Annotated in this window: 21 protein-coding genes; 5 read left to right on the top strand and 16 right to left on the bottom strand. The window is 68.2% G+C overall.

The annotated features are described in order from the left end of the window. Positions 1 to 34: 34 nt before the first annotated feature. From CAF78_RS23610 to CAF78_RS23635, 6 genes are read right to left on the bottom strand one after another with little or no spacing between them, the layout of a single operon-like run. Positions 35 to 1,204 (bottom strand): acyl-CoA dehydrogenase family protein, encoded by a 1,170-nt coding sequence (locus CAF78_RS23610; protein WP_085677298.1) that lies wholly within the window; start codon positions 1,202 to 1,204, stop codon positions 35 to 37. 10 nt (positions 1,205 to 1,214) lie between these two features. Further along, positions 1,215 to 2,393: a lipid-transfer protein gene (locus CAF78_RS23615; protein WP_085677299.1), complete on the bottom strand. Its 1,179-nt coding sequence runs from the start codon at positions 2,391 to 2,393 to the stop codon at positions 1,215 to 1,217. Positions 2,394 to 2,410: 17 nt separating this feature from the next. Beyond that, positions 2,411 to 2,830, bottom strand: a complete 420-nt coding sequence (locus tag CAF78_RS23620; RefSeq protein ID WP_085677300.1) for a MaoC family dehydratase — start codon at positions 2,828 to 2,830, stop codon at positions 2,411 to 2,413. Beyond that, a complete protein-coding gene (locus CAF78_RS23625; RefSeq protein WP_085677301.1) occupies positions 2,802 to 3,935 on the bottom strand; it encodes an acyl-CoA dehydrogenase family protein in 1,134 nt (377 codons plus the stop codon). The genes CAF78_RS23620 and CAF78_RS23625 overlap by 29 nt, the downstream gene beginning before the upstream one ends. A gap of 9 nt (positions 3,936 to 3,944) precedes the next feature. Then, positions 3,945 to 4,913: a bifunctional MaoC family dehydratase N-terminal/OB-fold nucleic acid binding domain-containing protein gene (locus CAF78_RS23630; protein ID WP_085677302.1), complete on the bottom strand. Its 969-nt coding sequence runs from the start codon at positions 4,911 to 4,913 to the stop codon at positions 3,945 to 3,947. A gap of 57 nt (positions 4,914 to 4,970) precedes the next feature. Further along, complete coding sequence (locus CAF78_RS23635; protein WP_085677303.1) at positions 4,971 to 5,744, bottom strand: SDR family oxidoreductase; 774 nt, start codon at positions 5,742 to 5,744, stop codon at positions 4,971 to 4,973. Positions 5,745 to 5,880: 136 nt separating this feature from the next. Here CAF78_RS23635 and CAF78_RS23640 point away from each other — a divergent pair, with 136 nt between their 5' ends. Continuing rightward, positions 5,881 to 6,666: an enoyl-CoA hydratase gene (locus CAF78_RS23640; RefSeq protein WP_085677304.1), complete on the top strand. Its 786-nt coding sequence runs from the start codon at positions 5,881 to 5,883 to the stop codon at positions 6,664 to 6,666. Positions 6,667 to 6,809: 143 nt separating this feature from the next. Here the strand turns inward: CAF78_RS23640 and CAF78_RS23645 are convergent, their stop codons facing one another. The 5 genes from CAF78_RS23645 to CAF78_RS23665 all read right to left on the bottom strand — a co-directional run bounded on the left by CAF78_RS23645 (position 6,810) and on the right by CAF78_RS23665 (position 14,131). Then, positions 6,810 to 7,577, bottom strand: a complete 768-nt coding sequence (locus CAF78_RS23645) for an SDR family oxidoreductase (RefSeq protein WP_085677305.1) — start codon at positions 7,575 to 7,577, stop codon at positions 6,810 to 6,812. Then, the gene (locus CAF78_RS23650) at positions 7,574 to 9,250 is read right to left on the bottom strand and encodes an FAD-binding protein (protein ID WP_085677306.1); all 1,677 of its coding nucleotides are present in this window, start codon (positions 9,248 to 9,250) and stop codon (positions 7,574 to 7,576) included. The genes CAF78_RS23645 and CAF78_RS23650 overlap by 4 nt, the downstream gene beginning before the upstream one ends. Next, on the bottom strand, positions 9,247 to 10,968 hold the full coding sequence (locus CAF78_RS23655; protein ID WP_085677307.1) for an FAD-binding protein: 1,722 nt from the start codon (positions 10,966 to 10,968) through the stop codon (positions 9,247 to 9,249). Before CAF78_RS23655 ends, CAF78_RS23650 begins: the two co-directional genes overlap by 4 nt. Positions 10,969 to 11,090: 122 nt before the next feature. Beyond that, positions 11,091 to 12,662: an amidase gene (locus CAF78_RS23660; RefSeq protein ID WP_085677419.1), complete on the bottom strand. Its 1,572-nt coding sequence runs from the start codon at positions 12,660 to 12,662 to the stop codon at positions 11,091 to 11,093. A gap of 32 nt (positions 12,663 to 12,694) precedes the next feature. Further along, positions 12,695 to 14,131 (bottom strand): coniferyl aldehyde dehydrogenase, encoded by a 1,437-nt coding sequence (locus CAF78_RS23665; protein ID WP_085677308.1) that lies wholly within the window; start codon positions 14,129 to 14,131, stop codon positions 12,695 to 12,697. A 186-nt stretch (positions 14,132 to 14,317) separates the two neighbouring features. Here CAF78_RS23665 and CAF78_RS23670 point away from each other — a divergent pair, with 186 nt between their 5' ends. Next, a complete protein-coding gene (locus tag CAF78_RS23670) occupies positions 14,318 to 15,301 on the top strand; it encodes a flavin reductase (protein WP_085677309.1) in 984 nt (327 codons plus the stop codon). Continuing rightward, positions 15,298 to 16,638: an MFS transporter gene (locus tag CAF78_RS23675; RefSeq protein ID WP_177408569.1), complete on the top strand. Its 1,341-nt coding sequence runs from the start codon at positions 15,298 to 15,300 to the stop codon at positions 16,636 to 16,638. Before CAF78_RS23670 ends, CAF78_RS23675 begins: the two co-directional genes overlap by 4 nt. On the opposite strand, the gene CAF78_RS23680 is transcribed toward CAF78_RS23675, so the two are convergent. From CAF78_RS23680 to CAF78_RS23695, 4 genes are read right to left on the bottom strand one after another with little or no spacing between them, the layout of a single operon-like run. Then, on the bottom strand, positions 16,617 to 17,084 hold the full coding sequence (locus tag CAF78_RS23680; RefSeq protein WP_085677310.1) for a DoxX family protein: 468 nt from the start codon (positions 17,082 to 17,084) through the stop codon (positions 16,617 to 16,619). The two genes, CAF78_RS23675 and CAF78_RS23680, sit on opposite strands and share 22 nt — an antisense overlap. A 10-nt stretch (positions 17,085 to 17,094) precedes the next feature. Next, positions 17,095 to 17,850, bottom strand: coding sequence for a DNA-binding domain-containing protein (locus CAF78_RS23685; RefSeq protein WP_085677311.1), 756 nt, complete (start codon positions 17,848 to 17,850; stop codon positions 17,095 to 17,097). Further along, entirely contained in the window at positions 17,847 to 18,680 is an 834-nt protein-coding gene (locus CAF78_RS23690; RefSeq protein ID WP_085677312.1) for a DUF692 domain-containing protein, read from the bottom strand. Before CAF78_RS23690 ends, CAF78_RS23685 begins: the two co-directional genes overlap by 4 nt. Before the next feature lie 16 nt (positions 18,681 to 18,696). Beyond that, positions 18,697 to 18,984 (bottom strand): DUF2282 domain-containing protein, encoded by a 288-nt coding sequence (locus CAF78_RS23695; RefSeq protein WP_085677313.1) that lies wholly within the window; start codon positions 18,982 to 18,984, stop codon positions 18,697 to 18,699. Between the two features lie 195 nt (positions 18,985 to 19,179). Here CAF78_RS23695 and CAF78_RS23700 point away from each other — a divergent pair, with 195 nt between their 5' ends. Together CAF78_RS23700 and CAF78_RS23705 are read left to right on the top strand one after the other, a co-directional pair. Next, positions 19,180 to 19,758: a sigma-70 family RNA polymerase sigma factor gene (locus tag CAF78_RS23700; RefSeq protein WP_085677314.1), complete on the top strand. Its 579-nt coding sequence runs from the start codon at positions 19,180 to 19,182 to the stop codon at positions 19,756 to 19,758. Continuing rightward, positions 19,748 to 20,389, top strand: a complete 642-nt coding sequence (locus CAF78_RS23705) for a DUF1109 domain-containing protein (protein WP_085677315.1) — start codon at positions 19,748 to 19,750, stop codon at positions 20,387 to 20,389. Before CAF78_RS23700 ends, CAF78_RS23705 begins: the two co-directional genes overlap by 11 nt. A 3-nt stretch (positions 20,390 to 20,392) precedes the next feature. Here the strand turns inward: CAF78_RS23705 and CAF78_RS23710 are convergent, their stop codons facing one another. Next, entirely contained in the window at positions 20,393 to 21,208 is an 816-nt protein-coding gene (locus CAF78_RS23710; RefSeq protein ID WP_143515103.1) for a helix-turn-helix transcriptional regulator, read from the bottom strand. Positions 21,209 to 21,255 lie beyond the last annotated feature (47 nt).

The raw sequence follows: 21,255 nt of genomic DNA on the forward strand, positions 1-21,255 counted from the left end.
CCGGGGCGGGGCCTTTCGTTGTGGTTGTGGTGGCTCAGCGCTGGGCGCGCGGCATGCCCAGGCCGAACTGGGCGATCAGCTCGCGCTGGATTTCATTGGTGCCGCCGCCAAAGGTCACGGTGACCGAGGCGCGCAGCTCGTACTCCAGGTCGCCGTGCAGCGCCGCCGCCGCCGAGCCACCACGGACCACGCCATTGGCACCGACGATGGCCGACAGCCGGCGCAGGATCTCGATCGCCGATTCCGAGCCGTACACCTTGGTGGTCGAGCTCAACGCCACGTCCATGTGCTCGCGCTCAAGGTTGGCGGCAATGCGCAGGTTGATCAGGCGCATCGCCTCCAGGCGCGCATAACACTCGGCCAGCGAACTGCGCACCCAGGCCTTGTCCATTGCCCGCCGGCCCTGCTCGTCACGGGCCTTGGCCCACAGGTAGACGCGGCGGAACAGCCCGACGACCTTGTCCGACCAGGAACCCAGGCCCAGGCGCTCGTGGTTGAGCTGCGACGTGATCAGCTTCCAGCCACCGTGCAGCTCGCCGACCAGCATGTCCCGTGGTACTTGGACGTTGTCGTAGTAGGTGGCGGCAGTCGGGTTGCTGGTGGTCGGGATCACCGTGCTGGAAAACCCTGGCAGGCGGGTGTCGAGGATCAGGATCGACACGCCCTTGTGCCGCGCCTGGTTCGGGTCGGTGCGCGCCGCCAGCCAGATGAAATCGGCCGACTCGGCGCCCGAGGTCCACAGCTTGTTGCCGTTGACCACGAAGTGCTCGCCGTCCAGCCGGGCGCTGGTGCGCAGCACCGCCAGGTCGCTGCCGGCATCGGGCTCGGAGTAACCGATGGCGAACATGATTTCGCCGGCGGCGATGCCCGGCAGAAAGCGTTCCTTCTGCGCCGCGCTGCCGTGTTCCATCAGCGCCGGGCCCACCGTGCTGATGGTCACGAACGGCAGCGGCGCGCCGGCGATATTGGCCTCTTCGAAAAAGATCAGCTGCTCGGTGGCGGCGTAGCCCTGGCCGCCATGGGCCTTCGGCCAGCCCACCGCCAGCCAGCCGTCACGGCCCATCTGGCGTACGGTCTGGCGATACAGCTCGCCGCCCTCCTGGCCGCGCAGGCGCTCGCGCAGCTCGGGGGTCATCAGCGCCTGGAAGTAGTCGCGCACCTGGCGGCGCAGCGCATGTTGCTCGGGGGTAAGATCGACGAACATGCAGTGCTCCTCAGGCCGCGCCCAGAATCAGGCCGCTGGTGGGCACGCCGGTGCCGGCGGTGACCAGCACGTTTTCCACGTCAGCCACCTGGTTGACCGCCGTGCCGCGCACCTGGCGCACCGCCTCGGCGATGCCGTTCATGCCATGGATGTAGGCCTCGCCCAGTTGCCCGCCGTGGGTGTTGATCGGCAGCTTGCCGCCACGGGCGTGGTGCCCGGCGCGGATGAACTCCTTGGCTTCGCCACGCCGGGCAAAGCCGAATTCTTCCAGCTGCGGCAGCACGAACGGGGTGAAGTGGTCGTAGATCACCGCCGTCTGCAACGCCTCGGGGCCGAGCCCGGACTGGCGGTACAGCTCCTTGGCGACCACGCCCATTTCCGGCAGGCCGGTGATGTCGTCGCGGTAGAACGAGGTCATGCTCTGCTGGCCCTGGGTGATGCCCTGGGAGCCGGCCTTGATGGTCACCGGTTTCTGCCGCAGGTCGCGGGCACGTTCGGCCGAGGTGATGACCATGGCCACCGCCCCGTCGGACTCCTGGCAGCAGTCGAGCAGGTGCAGCGGCTCGCAGATCCAGCGCGAGGCCTGGTGTTCTTCGAGGGTGATCGGCTTGCCATGGAAGAACGCCTTGGGGTTGGTCGCGGCAAAGTCCCGCGCCGCCACGGCGACCCGGCCGAAGTCTTCCGAGGTGGCGCCATAGGTGTGCATGTAGCGCTGGGCGAACATGCCGACCCAGGCGGCCGGGGTATGGAAGCCGTGGGGCATGTACCAGCCGTAGTTGACGTTGTCGAAGATCGGCGTGGCAGCAAAGCCGTAGCTGCCGCTGCCGAAGCGGTACCAGGAGCGTTCATTCATCGCCCGGTACACCACCACCACCTTGGCCACGCCGGTCGCCACCGCCATGGCCGCGTGCATCACCGGCGCACAGGCGGCGCCGCCACCGTGGGGCACCTGGGAGAAGAACTTGACGTCCTTGCAGCCCAGCAGGCGGGCGATTTCGTACTCCGGGACCTTGTCCACCGAATAGGAGCTGAAGCCCTCCACTTCCGAGGGGTCGATGCCGGCGTCGCGCAGGGCTTCGAGGGTGGCTTCGAGGGCCAGGCGCAGCTCGGTGCGCCCGGAGTTCTTGGAAAATTCGGTCGCGCCCAAGCCGACGATTGCGGCGCGCCCGGAAATCGACATCGTGTTCATGCTGCTGCCTCCAGAGGTCATGGCAGCACCAGCGCGACCGTGCCGGTCACGTGGTTGCCCATTGAGTTCTTGCCGCTCAGGGTCACTTCCACCGTGCGGGTTTCGGGGTCACAACGGGTCACGCTGCCGCTGAAGGTCATGCAGTCGCCGGGGTAGTTGGGCACGCCCAGCTTGATCTTCAACGCGGTGAAGCGCGCCAGCGGGCCGGCCCAGCCTTCGACGAAGCGCTGCACCAGGCCGTTGGTGGTGAGGATGTTCATGAACACATGGGGCGAGCCCAGTTCACGGGCGGCATCCAGGTCGTGGTGGCCAGGGAAGTAGTCGCGCGTGGCGATCGCGCCGCCGGCGATCAGCGCCACGGTGATTGGCACCTGCAGCGCGGGCAGGGTTTCGCCGGGGCGCACATCGTCAAAGCGCTTGGTGTTCTTCGAGGTCATATTTCCATCCCAGCTTGTCGTTGTCGCTCAGCCAGTCGCCGAGCCGTTCCAGGCATGCCGCCGCACCGCCCAGGGCGATGCCCAGGGCGCGGCTCCAGTAGAGGTAGCGGTGAATCGGGTAGGTCAGGTCGACGCCAATGCCGCCGTGCACGTGCTGGGCGACATGGCCGATGCGGTGGCCGGCTTCGCAGGCCAGGTAGGCGGTGGCCTGGGCCTCGGACGGTGCCGGCAGGCCGGCATCGAGCCGGTAGCACAGTTGCCACAGGGCGCTGCGCAAGGCCTCCAGGGCAATGTGCGCATCGGCCATGCTCATTTGCACCGCCTGGAAGCTGCCGATGCGCCGGTCGAACTGTTGGCGCTCGCTCACATAGGCCACGGTGCGCTGGATGTGCTCGGCACTGACCCCCAACTGCAGGGCTGCCAGGGCGGCGATGGCGCGTGGTTCGAGCCAGGCCAGCGCGGCGGCGGGTAGCACGCGGTCGGCACTGACCCGCAGGCCCTCGATGTGCAGGTCGGTGATCGCTTCGCCGTGAGTCTGCACCCCCGGCACGCGACGTATGGCCGGGTTGTCGAGGTCGAGCAGCAGCAGCCGTGGCTGGCCGTTGGCAAGTACCGGCAGTAGCGCCGCGTGGGCCTGCCCACCGAGTGCCAGGGCCGCCACCTGCCCGCTCACCTGCCAGCCCTCTGCACAGGCCGCGGCCTGCAAAGCGATGCCGCTTGCGGCGTGCAGGCCCTCCAGCGACAGGCTCAGCAAGCGCTCGCCAGTCGCCGCACTGGCCGCCAGCTGCGCCAGGTCGCCCAGGCCGAAGGCGGCCAGGGTCGCCGCCGCCAACTGGTGCCGCCACAGCGGTACCTGGCCGAGGCTGCGCCCCTGGGCCTGCAACACCAACATCAGCTCGGTCATGCCAAGGCCGCTGCCGCCCAGCTGCTCGGGGATGGCCAGGGCGTGCAGGCCGGTTTCCTGGCACAGCGCCCAGAGCGGAGCCATCAGCGGCTCGCCGCTGGCATCCCAGTGGCGCAGATAATCATCGTGGCAGTGGTCGCTGAACAGGCTCTCGGCCATCTGCTCGATGGCCCGCTGGTCTTCGCTCAATTGAAAGTCCATGGGCGCCCCTTACTCGGCCACAGGCCGGAACAACGGCAGGGTCTGCTGCTCGTCGAAGGTATGGAATTCGACCTGCAGGCGCTGGCCGATCTGCAGTTGCTCGCGTTGCACGCCGATCAACCCGGCGACCAGGCGCACGCCCTCCTCCAGCTCGATCAGGCCGATCGGGTTGGGGTAGTCGAACGGCGCCACTTCGGGGTAATGCATGACCACGAAGGAATACAGGCTGCCGCGCCCGCTGGCCTGGACGCTGTCCCACTCGAAGCTGTGGCAGGCCATGCACACCGGCGCCGGTGGGTGGCGCAAGGTGGCGCAGGCGCTGCAGCGCTGAATCAGCAAGCGGCCTTCGGCGCAGCCTTCCCAGAAGAACCGGGTGTCGTCGCTTACCCCCGGCAGCGGGCGCTTGGCCTTGGCCGGTGCGGCCTCGGGCTTGGCGGCCGGCTGCGGGTTGGCCGGGCGGAACTTGAACACGCGGAACAGCAATTCGCCCACCGGCTCGTCGCCTTCGGGCTTTTCGACGAAATGGCTCATCACCAGGGTGACGAAGAAGCCGGTGCCCAGGGCGGTGGTCTTCTCGTCGCCCACCGCGTCAAGGCGGGTGGTGTAGTACAGCCGCTCACCCAGCTGCACCGGGCGGGTGAAGCTCAGCTCGGAGTTCACCGCCACCACCGAGGCGTAGCCATATTCCTCGATCAGCTTGAGCACTTCGTACGGGTTCTGCTCGGTGGAGCCCGGCGGGTAGTTGTTGGCGTGCAGCCCTTCCATGGTCCACACCTGGAGCATGGCCGGCGGGGCGACGATCGCCTGGTGCGGGCTGCTCTGGGCAAAGTCGGGGTCGCTGTAGAGCGGGTTGTCGATGCCCATGATCTCGCACCACTGGCGGATCATCGGCGCATTCACCGCATCCCAGGCATACACCCGGCCATATTCGCGGCCCACGAGGGCGCGCACGCTGGATAGCAATTGTGGGTCAGCCAAAGTCGTCTCCTGCTACGTGAGGGCGGCGCGCCGATACGGCCACCGCCAGGTGGTCGATCAAGTCGGTAGGGCCTGGGCCGCACTGAGAAACGCTGGGCGTTCGCCACCGCCGTGCAGCAGCAGGTTGCAACCGCTGGCATAGCTGGCCAGGGGTGAGGCGATGTACAGGCAGGCGTTGGCGATGTCCTCGGCAGCGGCCATGCGCCCGGCCGGAATGCCGGCGCTGACGGCGGCGATGCCGTGCTCGCTGCCGTAATGCAGGTGGGCCTGGTCGGTCAGCACCAGGCCGGGGCTGACCGCGACCACGCGCACTTTCGGCGCCCACTCCACGGCCAGCGATTGCACCAGCGCCAGCACCCCGGCCTTGGCCGCGCCGTAGGCGGCGGTGCCGGGCGAGGCACGCAGGGCGCTGATGCTGCCGATGAAGACGATGCAGCCGCCCTGCGCCTGTGCCTGCATCAGCCGGTTGGCATGCTGGGCGGCGTTGAGCGGTGCGATCAGGTTCAGCCGCAGCACGCCCTCGTGAAAGCGTGGCGAGGCGGTGGCGGCCACCGCCGACGGGCTGCCGCCGGCGTTGTTGACCAGTACGTCGAGGCGGCCGAAGTCACGCTCAATGGTGTCGAACAGCGCTTGCAGCGACTCGCCGTCACGCACGTCGGCAGCGATGAACACCGCGCTGCGCCCCTCGGCGCGGGGCAGCTGTTCGGGCTGGCTGCGGGCGCAGACGATCACCTGCGCCCCGGCCGCCAGAAACCCTTCGGCGATACCCGCGCCGATCCCTTTGCTACCGCCGGTGACGAGCACCACCTTGCCGCTGTAATCAAAGCCCATTGCCTGTTCCTCGTTCTGCCATGGCAACCGACTCTAGAGGCTCGATGGCAGCCGTACTTCGTCTGAACGGACGATGAATGGGCCGAGGCGCGGGGCAACACTGGCGGCCATCGCGCCCCTGCACATGAGGAACACCATGCCTGATTCAGCCGCACCACCGGTCCTGCTCGAACGCTCGCTACCGGGCGTTGCACTGCTGCGGCTGAACCGCCCGCACGCCACCAATGCCCTGAGCCTCGAGCTACAAGCGCTGCTGTCGCGCCACTTCAGTGAGTTGGCTGCGGACCCGGATGTGCGCTGCATCCTGCTGACCGGTGGCGACAAGGTGTTCGCCGCCGGCGGTGATATCGGCAGCATGGCCGGGGTCGGCCCGATCGATATCTACCAGCGCCACACCGAGCGGGTCTGGGCGCCGATCCAGCACTGCCCGAAGCCAGTGATCGCCGCGGTCTGTGGTTATGCCTATGGCGGCGGCTGCGAGCTGGCGATGCTCGCCGACCTGATCGTCGCCGGGCGCAGTGCGCGCTTCTGCCAGCCGGAGATCCGCATCGGCATCATGCCCGGCATCGGCGGCACCCAGCGCCTGGTGCGCGCGGTGGGCAAGGCCAAGGCCATGCGCATGGCCCTGACCGGCCAGCCGATCAGTGCCGAAGAGGCCTGGGTGGCGGGGTTGGTCAGCGACCTGGTCGACGATGACCAGGTGCAGGCGCGTGCGCTGGAGCTGGCGGGGGTGATCGCGGGGATGCCGGCGCTGGCGGCCGAGCAGATCAAAGAGGTGATCCTGGCGGGAATGGATGCGCCGCTGGACGCGGCCTTGGCGCTGGAGCGCAAGGCCAATGCGCTGTTGTTTGCATCGCGGGACCAGAAGGAAGGGATGCAGGCGTTTATCGAGAAGCGCCCGGCACAGTTCGAGGGGCGCTGATCAGCAGAATCTGATGGGGCTGCTTCGCAGCCCTTCGCGGGCTTGCCCGCTCCCACAGGTTTAGCGCTGAACTCAAAAACACGCTGTCCCTGTGGGAGCGGGCAAGCCCGCGAAGGGCCACACAGCGGCCCCAAATTACTCATTCAAATCGACATCACCAACTGCCCACTGTCAATCCGCAATTCCACCCCATTCACCGCCCGCGCCTCGTCGCTGGCCAGGTACAACACACTGGCCGCCACATCCTCAGGCAAGCACATCCGATTCATCGGGTCACTGTCGATGGTCAACCGCGCCGGGTCGACCCCTTCAGGAAAACCGCCACGGGTCATGTCGGTCAGCACCCCATCCGGATGCAGCGAATTGCAGCGAATACGATAACGCCGCCGCCGACAGAACGCCGCCATCGAGCGGGTCAGCGCCGCCACCGCGCCTTTCGAAGCGCTGTAGGCCAGGTAATCGTCACGCCCGGCAAGGGCCGCCACCGATGACAGGTTGATGATCGAACCACCCTGTTGCTTCATCAGCGCGATGCCCGCACGGCAACCCAGGAACACACTGGCGGCATTGACCCGCATCAGCCGCTCCCAGTCACGCAGTTCGGTGTCCTCGATGTTGCCGGGCTGCAGCATGCCGGCATTGTTGAGCAGGATATCCAGCCGGCCATGGCGCTCGGCAATGACCGCCATCACCCGCTGCCACTGCGCCTCATCGCTCGCATCATGGACGATGAAGCTGGCCGCCGGGCCCAGTGCCTCGGCCAGGGCCAGCCCGGCCAGTTCATCGATATCGCTGATCAGCACCTGGGCGCCCTGCTCCACCAGCAGCCGTGCACTCGCCGCACCGATGCCTTTGGCACCTCCCGTGACCAGGGCAACCTTACCTTGCACCCGCCCGTTTCGCTCACTCATGAAGCCACCTCGCAGTCCGCGTTCAGGCGTGCCCCGTGAACCACCGCAACCCCGGCACGACGCCCGGAGAACACGCAGTCGGCCAGGGACAGGCCACTGATGTAAAGATGAGAAGGAATACCCAACGCCGTGCGCCCGGCCGCGAACAAACCGGCGATCGCCTGGCCGTCGCCGTCCAGTACAGCACCGCTGCCCTCGTCCACGCGCAGGCCACCGAGGGTCAATGCCCCCAGTGGGAAGATCGGGTTACCCACCGAGATATCGCAGGCATAGAACGGCCCCTGCTCCAGCACCCGGCGCCCGCCCGCCGACTTGCCGAACGGGTCCGGCGCCTGGCCACGGGCCGCGGCATTGTTGGCCAGCAACGCCTGGCGCAGGTTTTCCGCGCGCATACCGGTGGCCTGCGCCAACTGCTGCAGGCCCTTGCCCTTGCGCGCGCCCAACAGCATCAGCACCAACGCCGGCAGCGCCTGGAACCACCAGTAACCACCAAACAACGCCTCGCGCAGGGCTTGCTTGCGCAGCGGCGCATCGAGCACCAGCCAGGCCTGCCCGCCCTGCTCCTCCATCAACGGCTGGCCGAGGGTGGCTCCGTACACCTCTTCGTTGCAGAAACGCTCGCCGGCGCGGTTGACCACGATGCCCTTGTGCCAGCTGTACGGCGGGTTGATGAAGCGCCACGCCGAAACCCGCTGCAGCCGGTCGCTGGCCGCGCCGACGCTGAGGCCCAGACGCAGGCCGCTGCCGTCGCAGCCGGTGGCGCCGACCTTGAAATTGCGGCGGAACGCCGGTGCGTGGGCCTTGATCAGCTCGCGGTTGAAGATGAAGCCACCGGTGCTCAGGACCACCCCATTCATTGCCCGCACCAGCCAGGGCCGGGCGTGCTTGTGTTCGAGCGCGCTCAAGCGGCGGCGCAAGCGGTCGCAGTAGCCCGGCATGAAGTTCTGCAGGCGTTCGGCGCGGGCCGCCAGCCGCGCATGCTCACGCGCCGCCTTGCTGCCCGGTGCCAGGCGCCACAGCTCGGCACCGATCACCCGCCCCTGCCCGTCGAGCACCAGGCGCCGGGCGGCCGACTGCGGCATTGGCCGCACGCCAGCGCGCAAACAGGCCGCCTGCAAGTGGCTGTACAACACCGCGCCGCACTGGCCCTTGCCGACTGTACGGTGGCCACGCGGCGCCGCCGGCTGCTGGCCGGCATAGGCCGGCACCAGTTCATTGCCCGAGTAGTAGAGAAAGGCGCCGTCGGGCGGGTACGAGGTCTTGCCGCCAGGTGGCATCTGATGGGCGAACGGCGCGCCGTGACTTTCCAGCCATTGCAGGTTGGCGACGCTGTCGCGGCAGAAGCGCCACAACGTGTCGTCGCCGACCACGCCCTGGGTTTCATGCCGCAGGTAGTCGAACATCGCCTCGGGGCTGTCGTCGAAACCCGCCGCCTGCTGCTGCCGGGTACCACCGCCGGCGTACACCACGCCACCACTGCGGGCGCTGGCGCCGCCGCCGGTGAAGCGGTCGGCGACCAGCACATCGGCGCCCTCGGCGCGCGCCTGCAGCGCCGCGCAGGCCCCGGCGGCGCCCCAGCCGATCACCAGCACATCGCACTGCGCCTGCCACTGCAGCGCCGCCGCGTCGGCCACCTGCAACGGTTCGAGAATTGAGGTGACGGCGCTGCTCATGCCACCTCCCGGCGCTTGGCCGCCAGGTGATTGGCGGCCACGTAGGCAAAGGTCATGGCCGGGCCCAGAGTGCCGCCGGCACCGGGGTAGCTGGTGCCCATCACCGAGGCCGAACAGTTGCCGATGGCATACAGGCCGGCGATCACCGAGCCGTCTTCACGCAGCACCTGGGCCTGGGCATTGGTCAGCAGGCCGCCCTTGGTGCCGATGTCGCCGGCATCCAGGCGCATGGCGTAGTACGGCCCCTTGCGCAGCGGTGCCAGGCACGGGTTGGGCTTGATATTGCAGTCGCCGTAGTAACGGTCGAAGACATTGCCGCCGCGGCCGAAGTCCAGGTCGACACCGGTGCGGGCATAGTCGTTGACCTTGGCCACGGTGCTGACCAGCCCCTGGGCGTCGACGCCGATCTTGCCGGCCAGAGCCTCGAGGCTGTCGGCCTTCCAGTACAGGGTGTCGCGCCACTCCGGGCGCAGGCGGCTGTCGGGCATGACCTGGGCCGGCATCAGCGGGCCCATGGCGTAGTTGAAGCGGAAGTGCCCGTCGAAGATCACCCAGGCCGGTACCGAGCCACCGCCAGTGCTGGCGTTGTCGCGGTGCATGGCGTCGACGAATTCCAGGTACGGTGCGGCCTCGTTGACGAAGCGCCGGCCCTCGCCATTGACCACGATGGCGCCGGGGAAGGCGCGTTCGGCGAAGATGCCCCGGGGCTTGTCTTCGCCGGGCACGGCGATGGTCGGCGCCCACCAGGCCCAGTCCATCAGCGCGGTGGCCGCGCCCTGGGCCAGCCCGGCCTGCAGCGCGGCGCCGGTGTTGTTGCCCGGTGGCGTGGCACTCCAGGCCATGCGCGTCGGCTTGGGCAGGTACTGTTCACGCAAGGCCTGGTTCTGCTCGAAGCCGCCAGACGCCAGGATCACCCCGTGACGGGCTTGCAACGCGAGTTCGCGGCCTTCGCGGTAGATGCGCACGCCGCTGACCCGGCCCTGCTCCACGATCAGCTCGCGGAAGTCGCTGTTCAGCCACAGCGGCACGTTGCGGTCCATCAGCGAGCGGCGCAGCGAACACACCAGCGAGCTGCCCAGCGCGGCGCGGCGGTCAAAGCGGCTTATGCGGCGCCACTTGAAGTCGAGCTTGTAGCGCAGCATCAGCCGCAGGATCAGCAGGCGCCAGCCGAAACCACGGGCCATGGCCTTGTGCGCATCGCGCGCGGTCCAGGCGATACGGCCCATCAGCAGGGTCGAGGGTGACGGCTTGCGCAGGTTGTCGAGCTCGGCGCCGAGCAGGCTGCTGTCGAACAGTTCCGGGTCGAGGGTGCGCCCGCCGGGCAAGGCGCCGGGCAGGTGCGGGTAGTAATCCGGGTACTTCGCCGCCACCGCATAGCGCACGCGGCTGCAGCGGGTGAGCGCCTCGATCATCTTCGGCGCGTTGTCCAGGTAGGCCTGCAGGCGGGCCGGGTCGACCTGGCCACCGGCGGCGGCATCGAGGTAGCGGTGCGCCTGCTCGACGCTGTCGTTGCCGCCCTGGCGGGCGAAATAGTGGTTGTTGGGGATCCAGATGCCGCCCCCGGAAATGGCCGAGGTGCCGCCGAACTTGTCGCTCTTTTCCAGAACCAGCACGCTGAAGCCCTGGTCGGCAAGGAACACCGCCGAGGTCATCGCGCCGGCCCCCGAGCCGACCACTATCACGTCGTACTGGGTTTGAGACTGATCTTGAGCCGTCATTGTTGTTGTGCCATTCGCTAAGGTCAGGGAGGAGCCGCCAGCACCCTCGCGGTGCGGCTGGCGGCGTGCACCCCATGATCGGCGCTGGCCGACGGGCACTCATCGTCAAAGCGGACTAGGCGCTACAGCTGCGCCCCGCGCCCGGCCCACGGGCGGTCCTGCTCCAGCTGGCTGGCCAGGCGCAGCAGCAGATCCTCGGCGCCGAGCCGGGCGGTGAACAGCATGCCCACTGGCAAGCCGCTTTCGCTCTGCCCCAACGGCAGCGACAGCGATGGCTGGCCGCTGACGTTGGCCAGCACGGTGAAGCCGGCGCTGCCCATCGCCCGCTGGGCGTAGCTGTCCCAGGACTGGTCGAGGCTGAGCTGGCCGAGGGCCGGGGTGAGGTTGGCGGTGACCGGCGAGAGGATCACATCGAAGCGGCTGAACGGCTGCTCCATTGCCGCGCCAATGCGCTCGAAGCTCTGCCGCGCGCGGTACATCGCCTCACCGTTGGTGGCGCGGGCGCGCTCCAGCACCACCTGGGTGATCTGCTCCAGGTCGCCCGGGCCAGCTGCACGGCCCAGGGCCTGCTCGCGCTCGTGTACCAGGCTCGACAGCGCGGTGCCGATCACCGTGCCATGGGCGCCGAACAGCTCGCGAGGGTCTACGGCCAGCTTCAATTCTTCAAGCTCATGGCCCAGGCCCTGCAACTGCTTGATGGTCTGCTCCAGGGTGGCGGCCACTGCGGCGTCGAGGGGAGCGCCGGTCAACGACTGGCGCACCACGGCCACGCGCAACTTGCCCGGAGCACGCTGCAACTCCTCCACATAGGGGCGCTCCAGCGGTGCGCTCCAGTAGGCGCTGCCAGCTTCGTGGCCCTGCCCGGCATCGAGGAACAGTGCGGTGTCACGCAGCGTGCGCGACACCACATTGCCGACGCTGGCACCGAACCAGCCCTCGAAATGCAGCGGGCCACTGGGCGTGCGGTAACGGCTGGGCTTGAGCCCGACCAGGCCGCAGTACGACGCCGGGATGCGGATCGAGCCACCGCCGTCGGTGGCATGGGCGACCGGGACGATCCCGGCAGCCACTGCAGCGGCGGCGCCACCGGATGAGCCGCCGGCGCTCATGGCCAGGTTCCACGGGTTGTGGGTCTGGCCCCAGAGCAACGATTCGGTGGTGGTGGTCAGGCCGAATTCCGGGCAGGTGGTCTTGCCGAACGGCACCGCGCCGGCCTGCTCGTAGCGGGCGATCAGGGTGCTGGTGACCGTGGCCGGCGGCGCGTCGCGGAACAGCCGACAGCCATGGGTGGTCGGCGTGCCTTGCAGGTAGGTGTTGAGGTCCTTGAGCAGCAGTGGCACCCCGGCCAGCGCGCCCTTGGCGCTGTCGCCGGCGGCGCGGCGACGGGCCAGCAGGGCCTGGGCGTAAGCTTCGTGGAGCATGTTCACGGCGCCAACCCTGGGGTTGACGGCAGCATGCCGGGCCAGCGCGGCGGCCAGCAGCTCTTCGCCGCTGAGGCTGCCGGCGCGTACCGCCTCGGCCATGGCCCAGGCGTCCAGATTCTGGTAGTCGGTGGCCGACAGGCCACTGCTCGCCGCATCGGCAAAGCGCCCCAGCAGGCCGGCGCCCAGGCCGACGGCGCCGGCCTTGAGCACGCTGCGGCGAGACCAGTGGCTGGCCGTGGTGGAATGCGGATCTTGGGTCTGATTACTCATGGCGTCCTGTTCTTCATTGTTGTAAGTACGCATCAGTTGGCAGTGACCTGGGCCAGCATGGCGGCGAGGTAGTGCTCGCCATACGGTGGCAAAAGCCCCCACTCGCGGCGCGGGTCATGTGCCGGGGCCTGGAACACGCTGCGCAGGTGGCTGAACTGCAGGAACCCCTCGCGGCCGTGATAATGCCCCATGCCCGAGGCGCCAACACCGCCGAACGGTGCATCGTGCAGGGCGGCATGCATCATCACGTCGTTGAGCGTCACCCCGCCAGACAGTGTGTGGTCGAGCACCCGCTGTTGCTCCTGCGGGTCTTCACCGAAGTAGTACAGCGCCAGCGGCCGCGGCCGGCTGTTGATCTGGGCAATGACCTCGTCCAGCGCATCATAGGCCAGCACCACCAGGGCCGGGCCGAAGATTTCTTCGTGCATGATCTGCGCCTGCTCGGGTGGGTTGACCACGACGCTCAGGGGCCGACGACGTTCCCCCGCAGCGCCCGGGGCCACCTCGGGCATCGTCTCGACGTGCACGCCAAGCTGCTGCGCATCCTGCACCAACGCCTCGACCCGCGCCAGGTGCCGGGCATTGACCACGGCCACCACATCCGGGTTGCCGGCCACGGTCGGGTTGAGCGCGCTGTAGGCGCTGCGCAGCTCGGCAATGAAGCGCTCCAGCGCCGCCCGAGGCACGTAGACCAGGTCCGGGTTGATGCAGATCTGCCCGCCATTGGTGGCCTTGGCCACGGCAATGCTGTGCGCGGCCTTGGCCAGGTCAGCGCTGGCCGACACGATCACCGGCGACTTGCCGCCCAGCTCCAGGGTCACCGGCACCAGGTTCTGCGCAGCATTGGCCATCACCCTGCGCCCCACCGCCGTGCTGCCGGTGAACACCAGGTGGTCGAACGGCTGGGCGGTAAAGGCATCGGCCAGGTCAGGGCCGCCGGTCACTACCGCCACTTCCAGCGGGTCGAGGTGCGCGGCGCACAGTTCGGCGACCAGTGCCGCCGTGCGCGGCAGCACCTCGGAGGGTTTGAGGATGGCCCGGTTGCCGGCGGCCAGGGCCGATGCCAGCGGGCTGAACAGCGTGTACAGCGGGGCATTCCAGGTGCCGATGATGCCCACCGAGCCCTTGGGCTGGTAACGCACCCAGGCCTTGGCGCCGAGCTGGTCGTAGGGCGCGAAGGGCGCCCTGGGCTCATCGGCCATCCACTGCTGCAGGTGATCCCTGGCGTGCTTGAGGCTGGCCAGGGCACCGAGCACATCGTTCATCAGGCTGAAACCGGCGGGCCGGCCGCCGAAATCCTCGTCGATGGCCTGGGTCAGGCTCTGGTGGTGGCGCACCAGCAGGTCGATCACCTGTTGCAGGCGCTGGCGACGGCGTTCGGCGGTGACGGCGCCCTCGCCGACGAAGGCGCTTCGCTGGCGCGACAGCAGGCCGCTGAGGGCCTGGACCGATGACGGAACGGGTGGCATGGGTGTCTCCTCTGGCTGTTGACTGCGCCCGATGCGCATGGCGCCACACTAACCATGTCGCGAGGGCCGGCGCCTCGTCCGATCGGACCAGAATCGAGCAACTGCGTTAGTCCGTTGAGACGATGCCCGGCAAGGCCTGCAGGCCAATACTGGCCCCACGAAAAGCCACCCCGCATGAGGCCAGCCATGGCAACCCAACAGATCGGTTTCGACCCCCAGGCCTTCCGCGCCGCACTTGGCACCTTCACCACCGGTGTCACCATCATCACCTCCCAGGGCGAAGACGGTTCGCCCGTGGGCATTACCGCCAACAGCTTCAACTCGGTGTCGCTGAACCCGCCACTGGTGCTGTGGAGCCTGTCCAAGCAGGCGCGCAGCCTGCCGGTGTTCAGCAGCGGCAAGCACTGGAACGTGCATGTGCTGTCGATCGGACAAGAGCAACTGTCCGGCCGCTTCGCCACCCAGGGCGAGGACAAGTTCGCCGAAGTCGAGCTCGACAACGGCATCAGCGATGCCCCACTGCTGCAGGACTGCACCGCGCGCTTCCAGTGCCGTACCGCCTTCCAGTACGAAGGCGGCGACCATGTGATCTTCGTCGGCGAGGTGCTGGCGTTCGACCACAGCGACCGCGCACCGCTGGCCTTCCAGAGCGGCCAGTACGCCCTGGCCACGCGCAAGCCGCGCAGCGAGCTGCGCCTGGCCACCACGCCGCCGCCCCCGGAATGCAGCTACACCGAAGACCTGCTCGGCTACCTGCTGGGCCGCGGCCACTACCAGGTGCTCAACCAGTTGCGCCAACTACTCAGCAACCAGCAGCTGGATGAACAGGCGTTCTTCGTGCTGGCGGTGCTGTCGATCCGCGACAACCTGACCCTGGGCGAGCTCAACACCTTCGTCAGCTACACCGGCCACGTGGTCACCCTGGCCGGCATGCGCTTCCTCGAACGCCAGGGCCTGGTGGCCATCGAGGGTGATGCCGCACAGTTGCGCTTCGTGCTGACCGCCAACGGCCGCGAGCTGTCGTTGCAGCAAGTGGCGCTGGCCAAGGTGGTGGAGGAAGACCTCATCGGCAAGCTTGGCGAGGCCGATGCCCAGGCGCTGAAAGTGTTGCTCAAGCGCCTGATCGTGGTCAGCGACCCTGGCCTGCCGGACCTGTGGGCACCGCGATGAGCAGCGCCACGCCTACCCTGCCGTCGACCACGGTCGGCTGGCGCAGCCATGGCCTGCTGCTGTTGCTGGCGGCCGTGTTCGCCGACAACTTCGTCGGCCGGCAGATCCTGGCGGTGATGTTCGAGCCGATCAAGGCCGAGTTCCAGGTCGGTGACAGCGCGCTGGGCCTGATCTCGGGCCTGGCCTTCGCCGCCGTCTATGCCCTGCTCGGCTTGCCGGCCGGGCGCCTGGTCGACCGCCTGCCGCGGCTGCGCCTGCTGGCGCTAGCCTGCCTGCTGTGGGCGCTGGCCACCATGAGCTGCGGGCTGGCGGGCAGTTTCGTGGTGCTGGCCCTGGCGCGCATGCTGGTGGCGGTAAGCGAGGCGCCGACCACCTCGGCATCGCTGTCGCTGATCGCCGACCTTTATCCGCCGCAGCGGCGCTCGTTCGCCATCAGCTGTTTCACCGCTGCACCGACCTTCTCGTCGATCATCGGCCTGAGCATCGGCGCCTGGGTGGTCGAGCAGTATGGCTGGCGCACGGCGTTCATCGCTTTGGGGCTGCCGGCGCTGGCCTTTGCCGCCATCCTTGGGCTGCTGGTGCGCGAGCCGGTGCGTGGGCGCTGGGACCTGAGTGTCCTTCCGGCACCGGCCGCCGCGCCGCGCCTCGGCCTTGGCGCCGAAGCCCGCGCACTGTGGGCGCAGGCGCCATACCGCTGGCTGATCGTCGCGGGCGGGCTGACCACGCTGGGTTCCTATGCGGTGGCCATGTGGAACACCAGCTTCCTGGTGCGCTCCCACGGCCTGTCGCTGCGCGAAGCCGGCATGCTCGCCGGCGTGGTCTGTGGCAGCGCTGCCGGCATTGGCGGGCTGTTCAGCGGCTGGCTGAGCGACCGCCTGGCCCACCGAGGCGCGCATTGGCAACTGTCACTGCCGGTGCTCGGCCACCTGGCGGCGTTGTCGGCCCTGGGCAGCTACCTGCTGTGGCCCGGCGAGCGGCTGATGTACCTGGGCGCCCTGCCGGTACCGGTGGCCATGCTGTGGTGCGCGTTGTACAGCTTCTTTGCCGTGTGGTGGGTGGCGCCGTCCTACAACCTGGTCACGCAACTGGTGGCGCCACAACAGCGCGGTACCGCCATGGCCCTGCAGACCATCGTCAGCACCCTGCTGGGCGTGGGGGCCGGCCCACTGCTGACGGGCCTGCTCAGCGACCTGCTGCAACCGCTGTTCGGCGTGCAGTCGCTGCGCTACGCGCTGTTGCTGGTGAGCCTGCCGGTACTCGGGGCGGTGCTGCTGTTGCTGCGCACCTCGATGCATGTGCAGGCCGGCATGAGCGATCAGCGCACCTTCAGCAGGTGATCCAGGGACAGCTTGCCCGCCCCTCGCGCGATCAACAGCAGGAGCAACCCTGCCCAGGTCAGGTGGGTGGGCCACGCATCGGGGTATACAAACACTTCGATCACCGTGGTCATGCCCAGCAATGCGAGGGCCGACAGGCGAGTCATCAGGCCCAGCACCAGCAGCAGCGAGAACAGGTGCTCGGAATAAGTGGCCAGATGTGCCGCCAGCCAGGGGGAAATCAGCGGCAAGGCGTACTCGGTGCGAAACAGCTCATAGGTGCCCGGCGTGATGGTCAGCAAGCCTTCGACCTTGGTTCGCCCGGAAAGGAAGAACACCGAGGCAATGCCGAAGCGCGCAACCAGGCACAAGACGCTGTCGCCCAGAAGCTGTTGTAGGGCATCGGCCAGCCGGTTCCAGGCGCGCCGCAGGTTGCTGGCCGAGGGTGTAGGGTGGACGTGGTCCATGGCGGTTTCCTCAAGGAAAGCTCAGCGGGCGGAAGACCTGTGCAGCGATCAGGCGGCCGAGCAGGTCGCCGAAGTCCAGGTCCGGTTGGGTGTGTTGGGCAAACTGTGAGGCCTGCTCCAGGGACTGCCCGGCTGCGCAGGCCTGCAGAAGCGCGCAGCCACCCTGCTCCAGCGGCTGGTGAATGACGCCCTCGGGACCGCCGACGAACAGCACGCCTTCGCCGGCCCAGGGCTGATCGTCTGCCCACTCCAGCTGCTCGCGGCCGCAGCGCCACAGGCGATAGGCCGGGTGCGCCGCGCACCAGTGCCAGCGGGCGTTGTCACGGGGGTACAGAACGCTGCGCGCCAGGTCACCGGCCGTCATGCCGGCCAGCTCGGCCAGGTCCAGGCAAGGCGCATCGTGTGCACTGAAGGCCTCGTTCCAGCAGACATCCAGCCGCGCAACCTCGGCCAGGTACGGCACACCGTGTCGGGCCTGCGCCTGCTCGATGAAGTCGGCGAAGGCTGCGCCGTAATGGATCAACCGGGGATCATCGGGCGGCGCATGTCGCGCATAGGCCGCCGCGGCAGCTTCCATCCACTCGCGCCCGACCAGGGTCAGCACACTGGGAAAGTTGTCACATAACGCCGCCACGCAGCCGGCCATGACCGTGTTGCGGTACACCGCGAACGCCGGCTGCCCGGTGAGCGCCGCCAGCCCTGGCGCCGGGTGCCCCTGCAGGGCGGCGACGAACGCGTCCTGGAACTGGCTCAAGGTGAGGTTCATGGCTGCACTCCTGGGCTATCAAGGGTCGCCTGGGCCATGGCCCGTTCGTCCAGCAGTTCATTGAACGGCGGGACATTGCCATCGCGCTCGACCAGCGTCGGGCGCGGGCCGATCCGGGCGATCAGGCGCCGGTATAGCGCCCAGACCGGCTCGGCGACACGCGCATCGTGCGAGTCGATCAACAAGCTGCCTTGCGCGTCGTGGCTGTATCCGGCCAGGTGGACTTCGCTGATCGCCTCTGCCGGAAAACGGTCCAGGTAGTCGCTGGCACTGAAACCCAGGTTGTGCGCACTGACGTAGACGTTGTTGACGTCCAGCAGCAGCCCGCAACCGGTACGCCGGGCCAGTTCGGCGAGGAAATCGATCTCGTCCCAGTCATGCCCGTCCAGCTGCAGGTAATGGCTGGGGTTCTCGATCGAGATCCGCCGCCCCAGCGCTTCCTGGCTGCGCTGGATATTGCGGCTGATGCGGGCCAGGGCCTCGCTGCTGCGTGGGAACGGCAGCAGGTCGGGGTGATAGGCACCGCGCCAGGTCGACCAGGCCAGGTGTTCGGACACCAGCTCCGGCCGGGCCTGGTCGACCAGCGTGCGCAAACGCTGCAGGTGCTGCGGGTCCGGGTCGGCATCGGCCGCCAGCGACAGCGCCACGCCGTGCAGCGACAACGGGTGGCGCTCGGCGATGCGCAACAGCCAGGCAAGGCGCGGGCCGCCGACCATGTAGTTCTCCGGGTGAACCTCGAACCAGAGCCCTTCGGCGCTGCAACCGAGCGCCTGGTCATAGTGCTCGGCCTTGAGCCCGATCCCGGCGCCCAGTGCTGCCTTGCCATTCATGGTCGGCCTCTCCTGCTCAGGACTGGATCGGCGTCAGCGAACCCATGCCGTTTGGGGTCTTGATCGAGGTGCAGGTGCCAGCCGGGACGTTCTTCCAGTGCATGCCGTCGTAATCCTTTTTCGCAGAACCGGCGCAGGTGGTACCGGCGCCGGCCTTGCAGTCGTTCTTGCCGGCCATGGCCACGCCGTAGCATTTTTCCATGGCGGCGCCGCTGCCGGCCGGCTGGGTGGGGGTGGCTGCCAGGGCGGCGCTTGCCAGCGAAGCGAGGGCCAGGGCAGCGGTGGCGAGGGCTAAGGTTTTCATGCTGATGTCTCCAGAGTGGGTGGCCGTGGCACTTTTACCGGCGGCTCATGGAGTAGTTCGTGGCGTGCGCGGATCCGGTTACAGCCCTGGAAAAATTTTTCGCTCAACCGGCTGCGGCGACCTAAGGTTTCAATCCAGGGGGTCGCCAATGGCTGACTCACAGAAAATGCACCCGCGGTGTAACCCAGGCGGCCCATGCAACGAACTAATTCACAGGCACTGCTCGATGCACGCGAAGCCCAGCTGCAAGCCTTGCTGCTGGCCGGGCTGGCGGGCGATGCGCAGGCCTACCGGGCATTTCTCGCGGCCCTGGCGCTGCATGTGCGGGCGTTTCTGCGCCGGCGCCTGGCCCAGCGCCCGGCCGAGATCGAGGATCTGCTGCAGGAGGTGCTGCTGGCGGTGCACAACGCGCGGCATACTTATCAGGCGCAACAGCCGCTGACTGCCTGGGTGCAGGCGATCGCCCGCTACAAGCTGGTCGACTACCTGCGCAGCCGGGCACGCGTCGATGCGCACAACGCGCCGCTGGATGACGACAGCGAACTGTTCGCCAGCAGCGATGCCGAGCCGGCCGAAGCCAGCCGGGACCTGGCCAGGCTGCTGGAACAGTTGCCAGCGCGCCAGCGGCTGCCGATCGTCCACGTCAAGCTGCAGGGGCTGTCGGTGGAAGAAACCGCGCAACTGACCGGGCTTTCCAGCTCTGCGGTCAAGGTGGGCATACATCGCGGCCTGAAGGCACTGGCCAGGCTGATTGGAGGTAAGCATGAAGACTGATGACCTGATCAGCCTGCTGGCCGAAGGCGAAGGCCCGGTGCAGCACAACGCCACATTCAGACGCCTGGGGCTGGCCGTGCTGCTTGGCCTGCTGGCGGCAGTGCTGATGACCGCGGCCCTCTACGGTGTGCGCAGCGACCTGGCCGAGGTGGCGCGCACTCCGCTGTTCTGGGCCAAGGTGGCCTTGCCCGGCAGCCTGGCGCTGCTTGGGCTGTGGCTGACCTGCCGGCTGGCCAGGCCGGGCGTGCGCGGCGGCATGGCCTGGGGGCTGTTGGGCCTGCCTTTGCTGCTGCTGTGGCTGGGCGCGGCGCTCAGCCTTGCCGGAGCCCCCCTCGAGGCGCGCGCCGACCTGCTGTTCGGCCGTACCTGGCGCACCTGCGCGCTGAACATCACCTTGCTCTCGCTGCCGGGGCTGGTCAGCGTGTGCTGGGCCCTGCGCGGCCTGGCACCGACTCGTTTGCGCCAGGCCGGTGCCGCAGGCGGCCTGCTGGCAGGCTCGACAGCCACCTTGGCCTACTGCCTGCACTGCCCGGAGATGGGCGTACCGTTCTGGGGGGTGTGGTACGTGCTCGGCATGCTGCTGCCAACCGCACTCGGCGCGTGGCTGGGCCCGCGCCTGTTGCGCTGGTAGTGCTCAGATCCGCCGCAACCAGCCGATGAACTGGGCGAACAGCTCCGATTGCGAGTTGATGTCCAGCTTCAGGTAGAGGTTCTTGCGGTGCATCCGCACCGTCTCTGGCGAGATGCCCAACTCATGGGCGGTGGACTTCACCGAATGCCCCTGCAGCACCATTTGCGCCACTTCCCGCTCGCGCTCGGTCAGCACCCCGCAGCCAAAACTGTCGAACGCGGCCTGCACGCTCTCCTTGGCCTGCGGCTGCGGCTCCAGCCCATGCCGGGCAAAGCGCATCAGCAGCTCGCGGACCATCGGTTCCACCGCCTGCAACAGGTGCAGTTGCGCCTCGCCCAGGCGCGCACCGCTGCAGCCCTGGAACAGGCTCAGGGAGATCTTGCTGTCGTTGCCCAGGTCGACGATGAAATAGCTGTCCTCACTGCAGCCGGTGCCCAGGTAGTAGGTCTTGTAGTAGTCGCTGTCGAAGAAGTTGTCCGGGGCGATGTCTTCCAGGTGGTAGAAGCCCTGGGCCAGGCCTTTTTCCACCGCCAGGCAGAACGGGTCGAGCAGGTAGCCCGCGGCGAAATAGCGCTCCAGCACCGCCTCGTGGTAACGGGCCGGGATGCCCTGCTGGTACAGCAGCTGCGGTGGCTGGCCCTTGCGCTCGAGGCTGATCAGCATCGACTCGGCGGCCACCAGCTGGCTGATGGCTGCCGCCAGCCAAGCCAGCGCATCCGGGCCCTCGCTGTGGGCGAAGGCCTGTTGCAGGGCGCTGTGCCATTGCTGCAGGGCATGAAACGGCAGGTTTATTGTGGTGTTTTCGTGTGCTCGGCTCATGCCCCGCAGTCTACCGGCCGGGGCACGCGCGTGCATCTTTGGCTGCA

It is taken from the genome of Pseudomonas sp. R28(2017), assembly GCF_002112505.1.
Taxonomy (GTDB): domain Bacteria; phylum Pseudomonadota; class Gammaproteobacteria; order Pseudomonadales; family Pseudomonadaceae; genus Aquipseudomonas.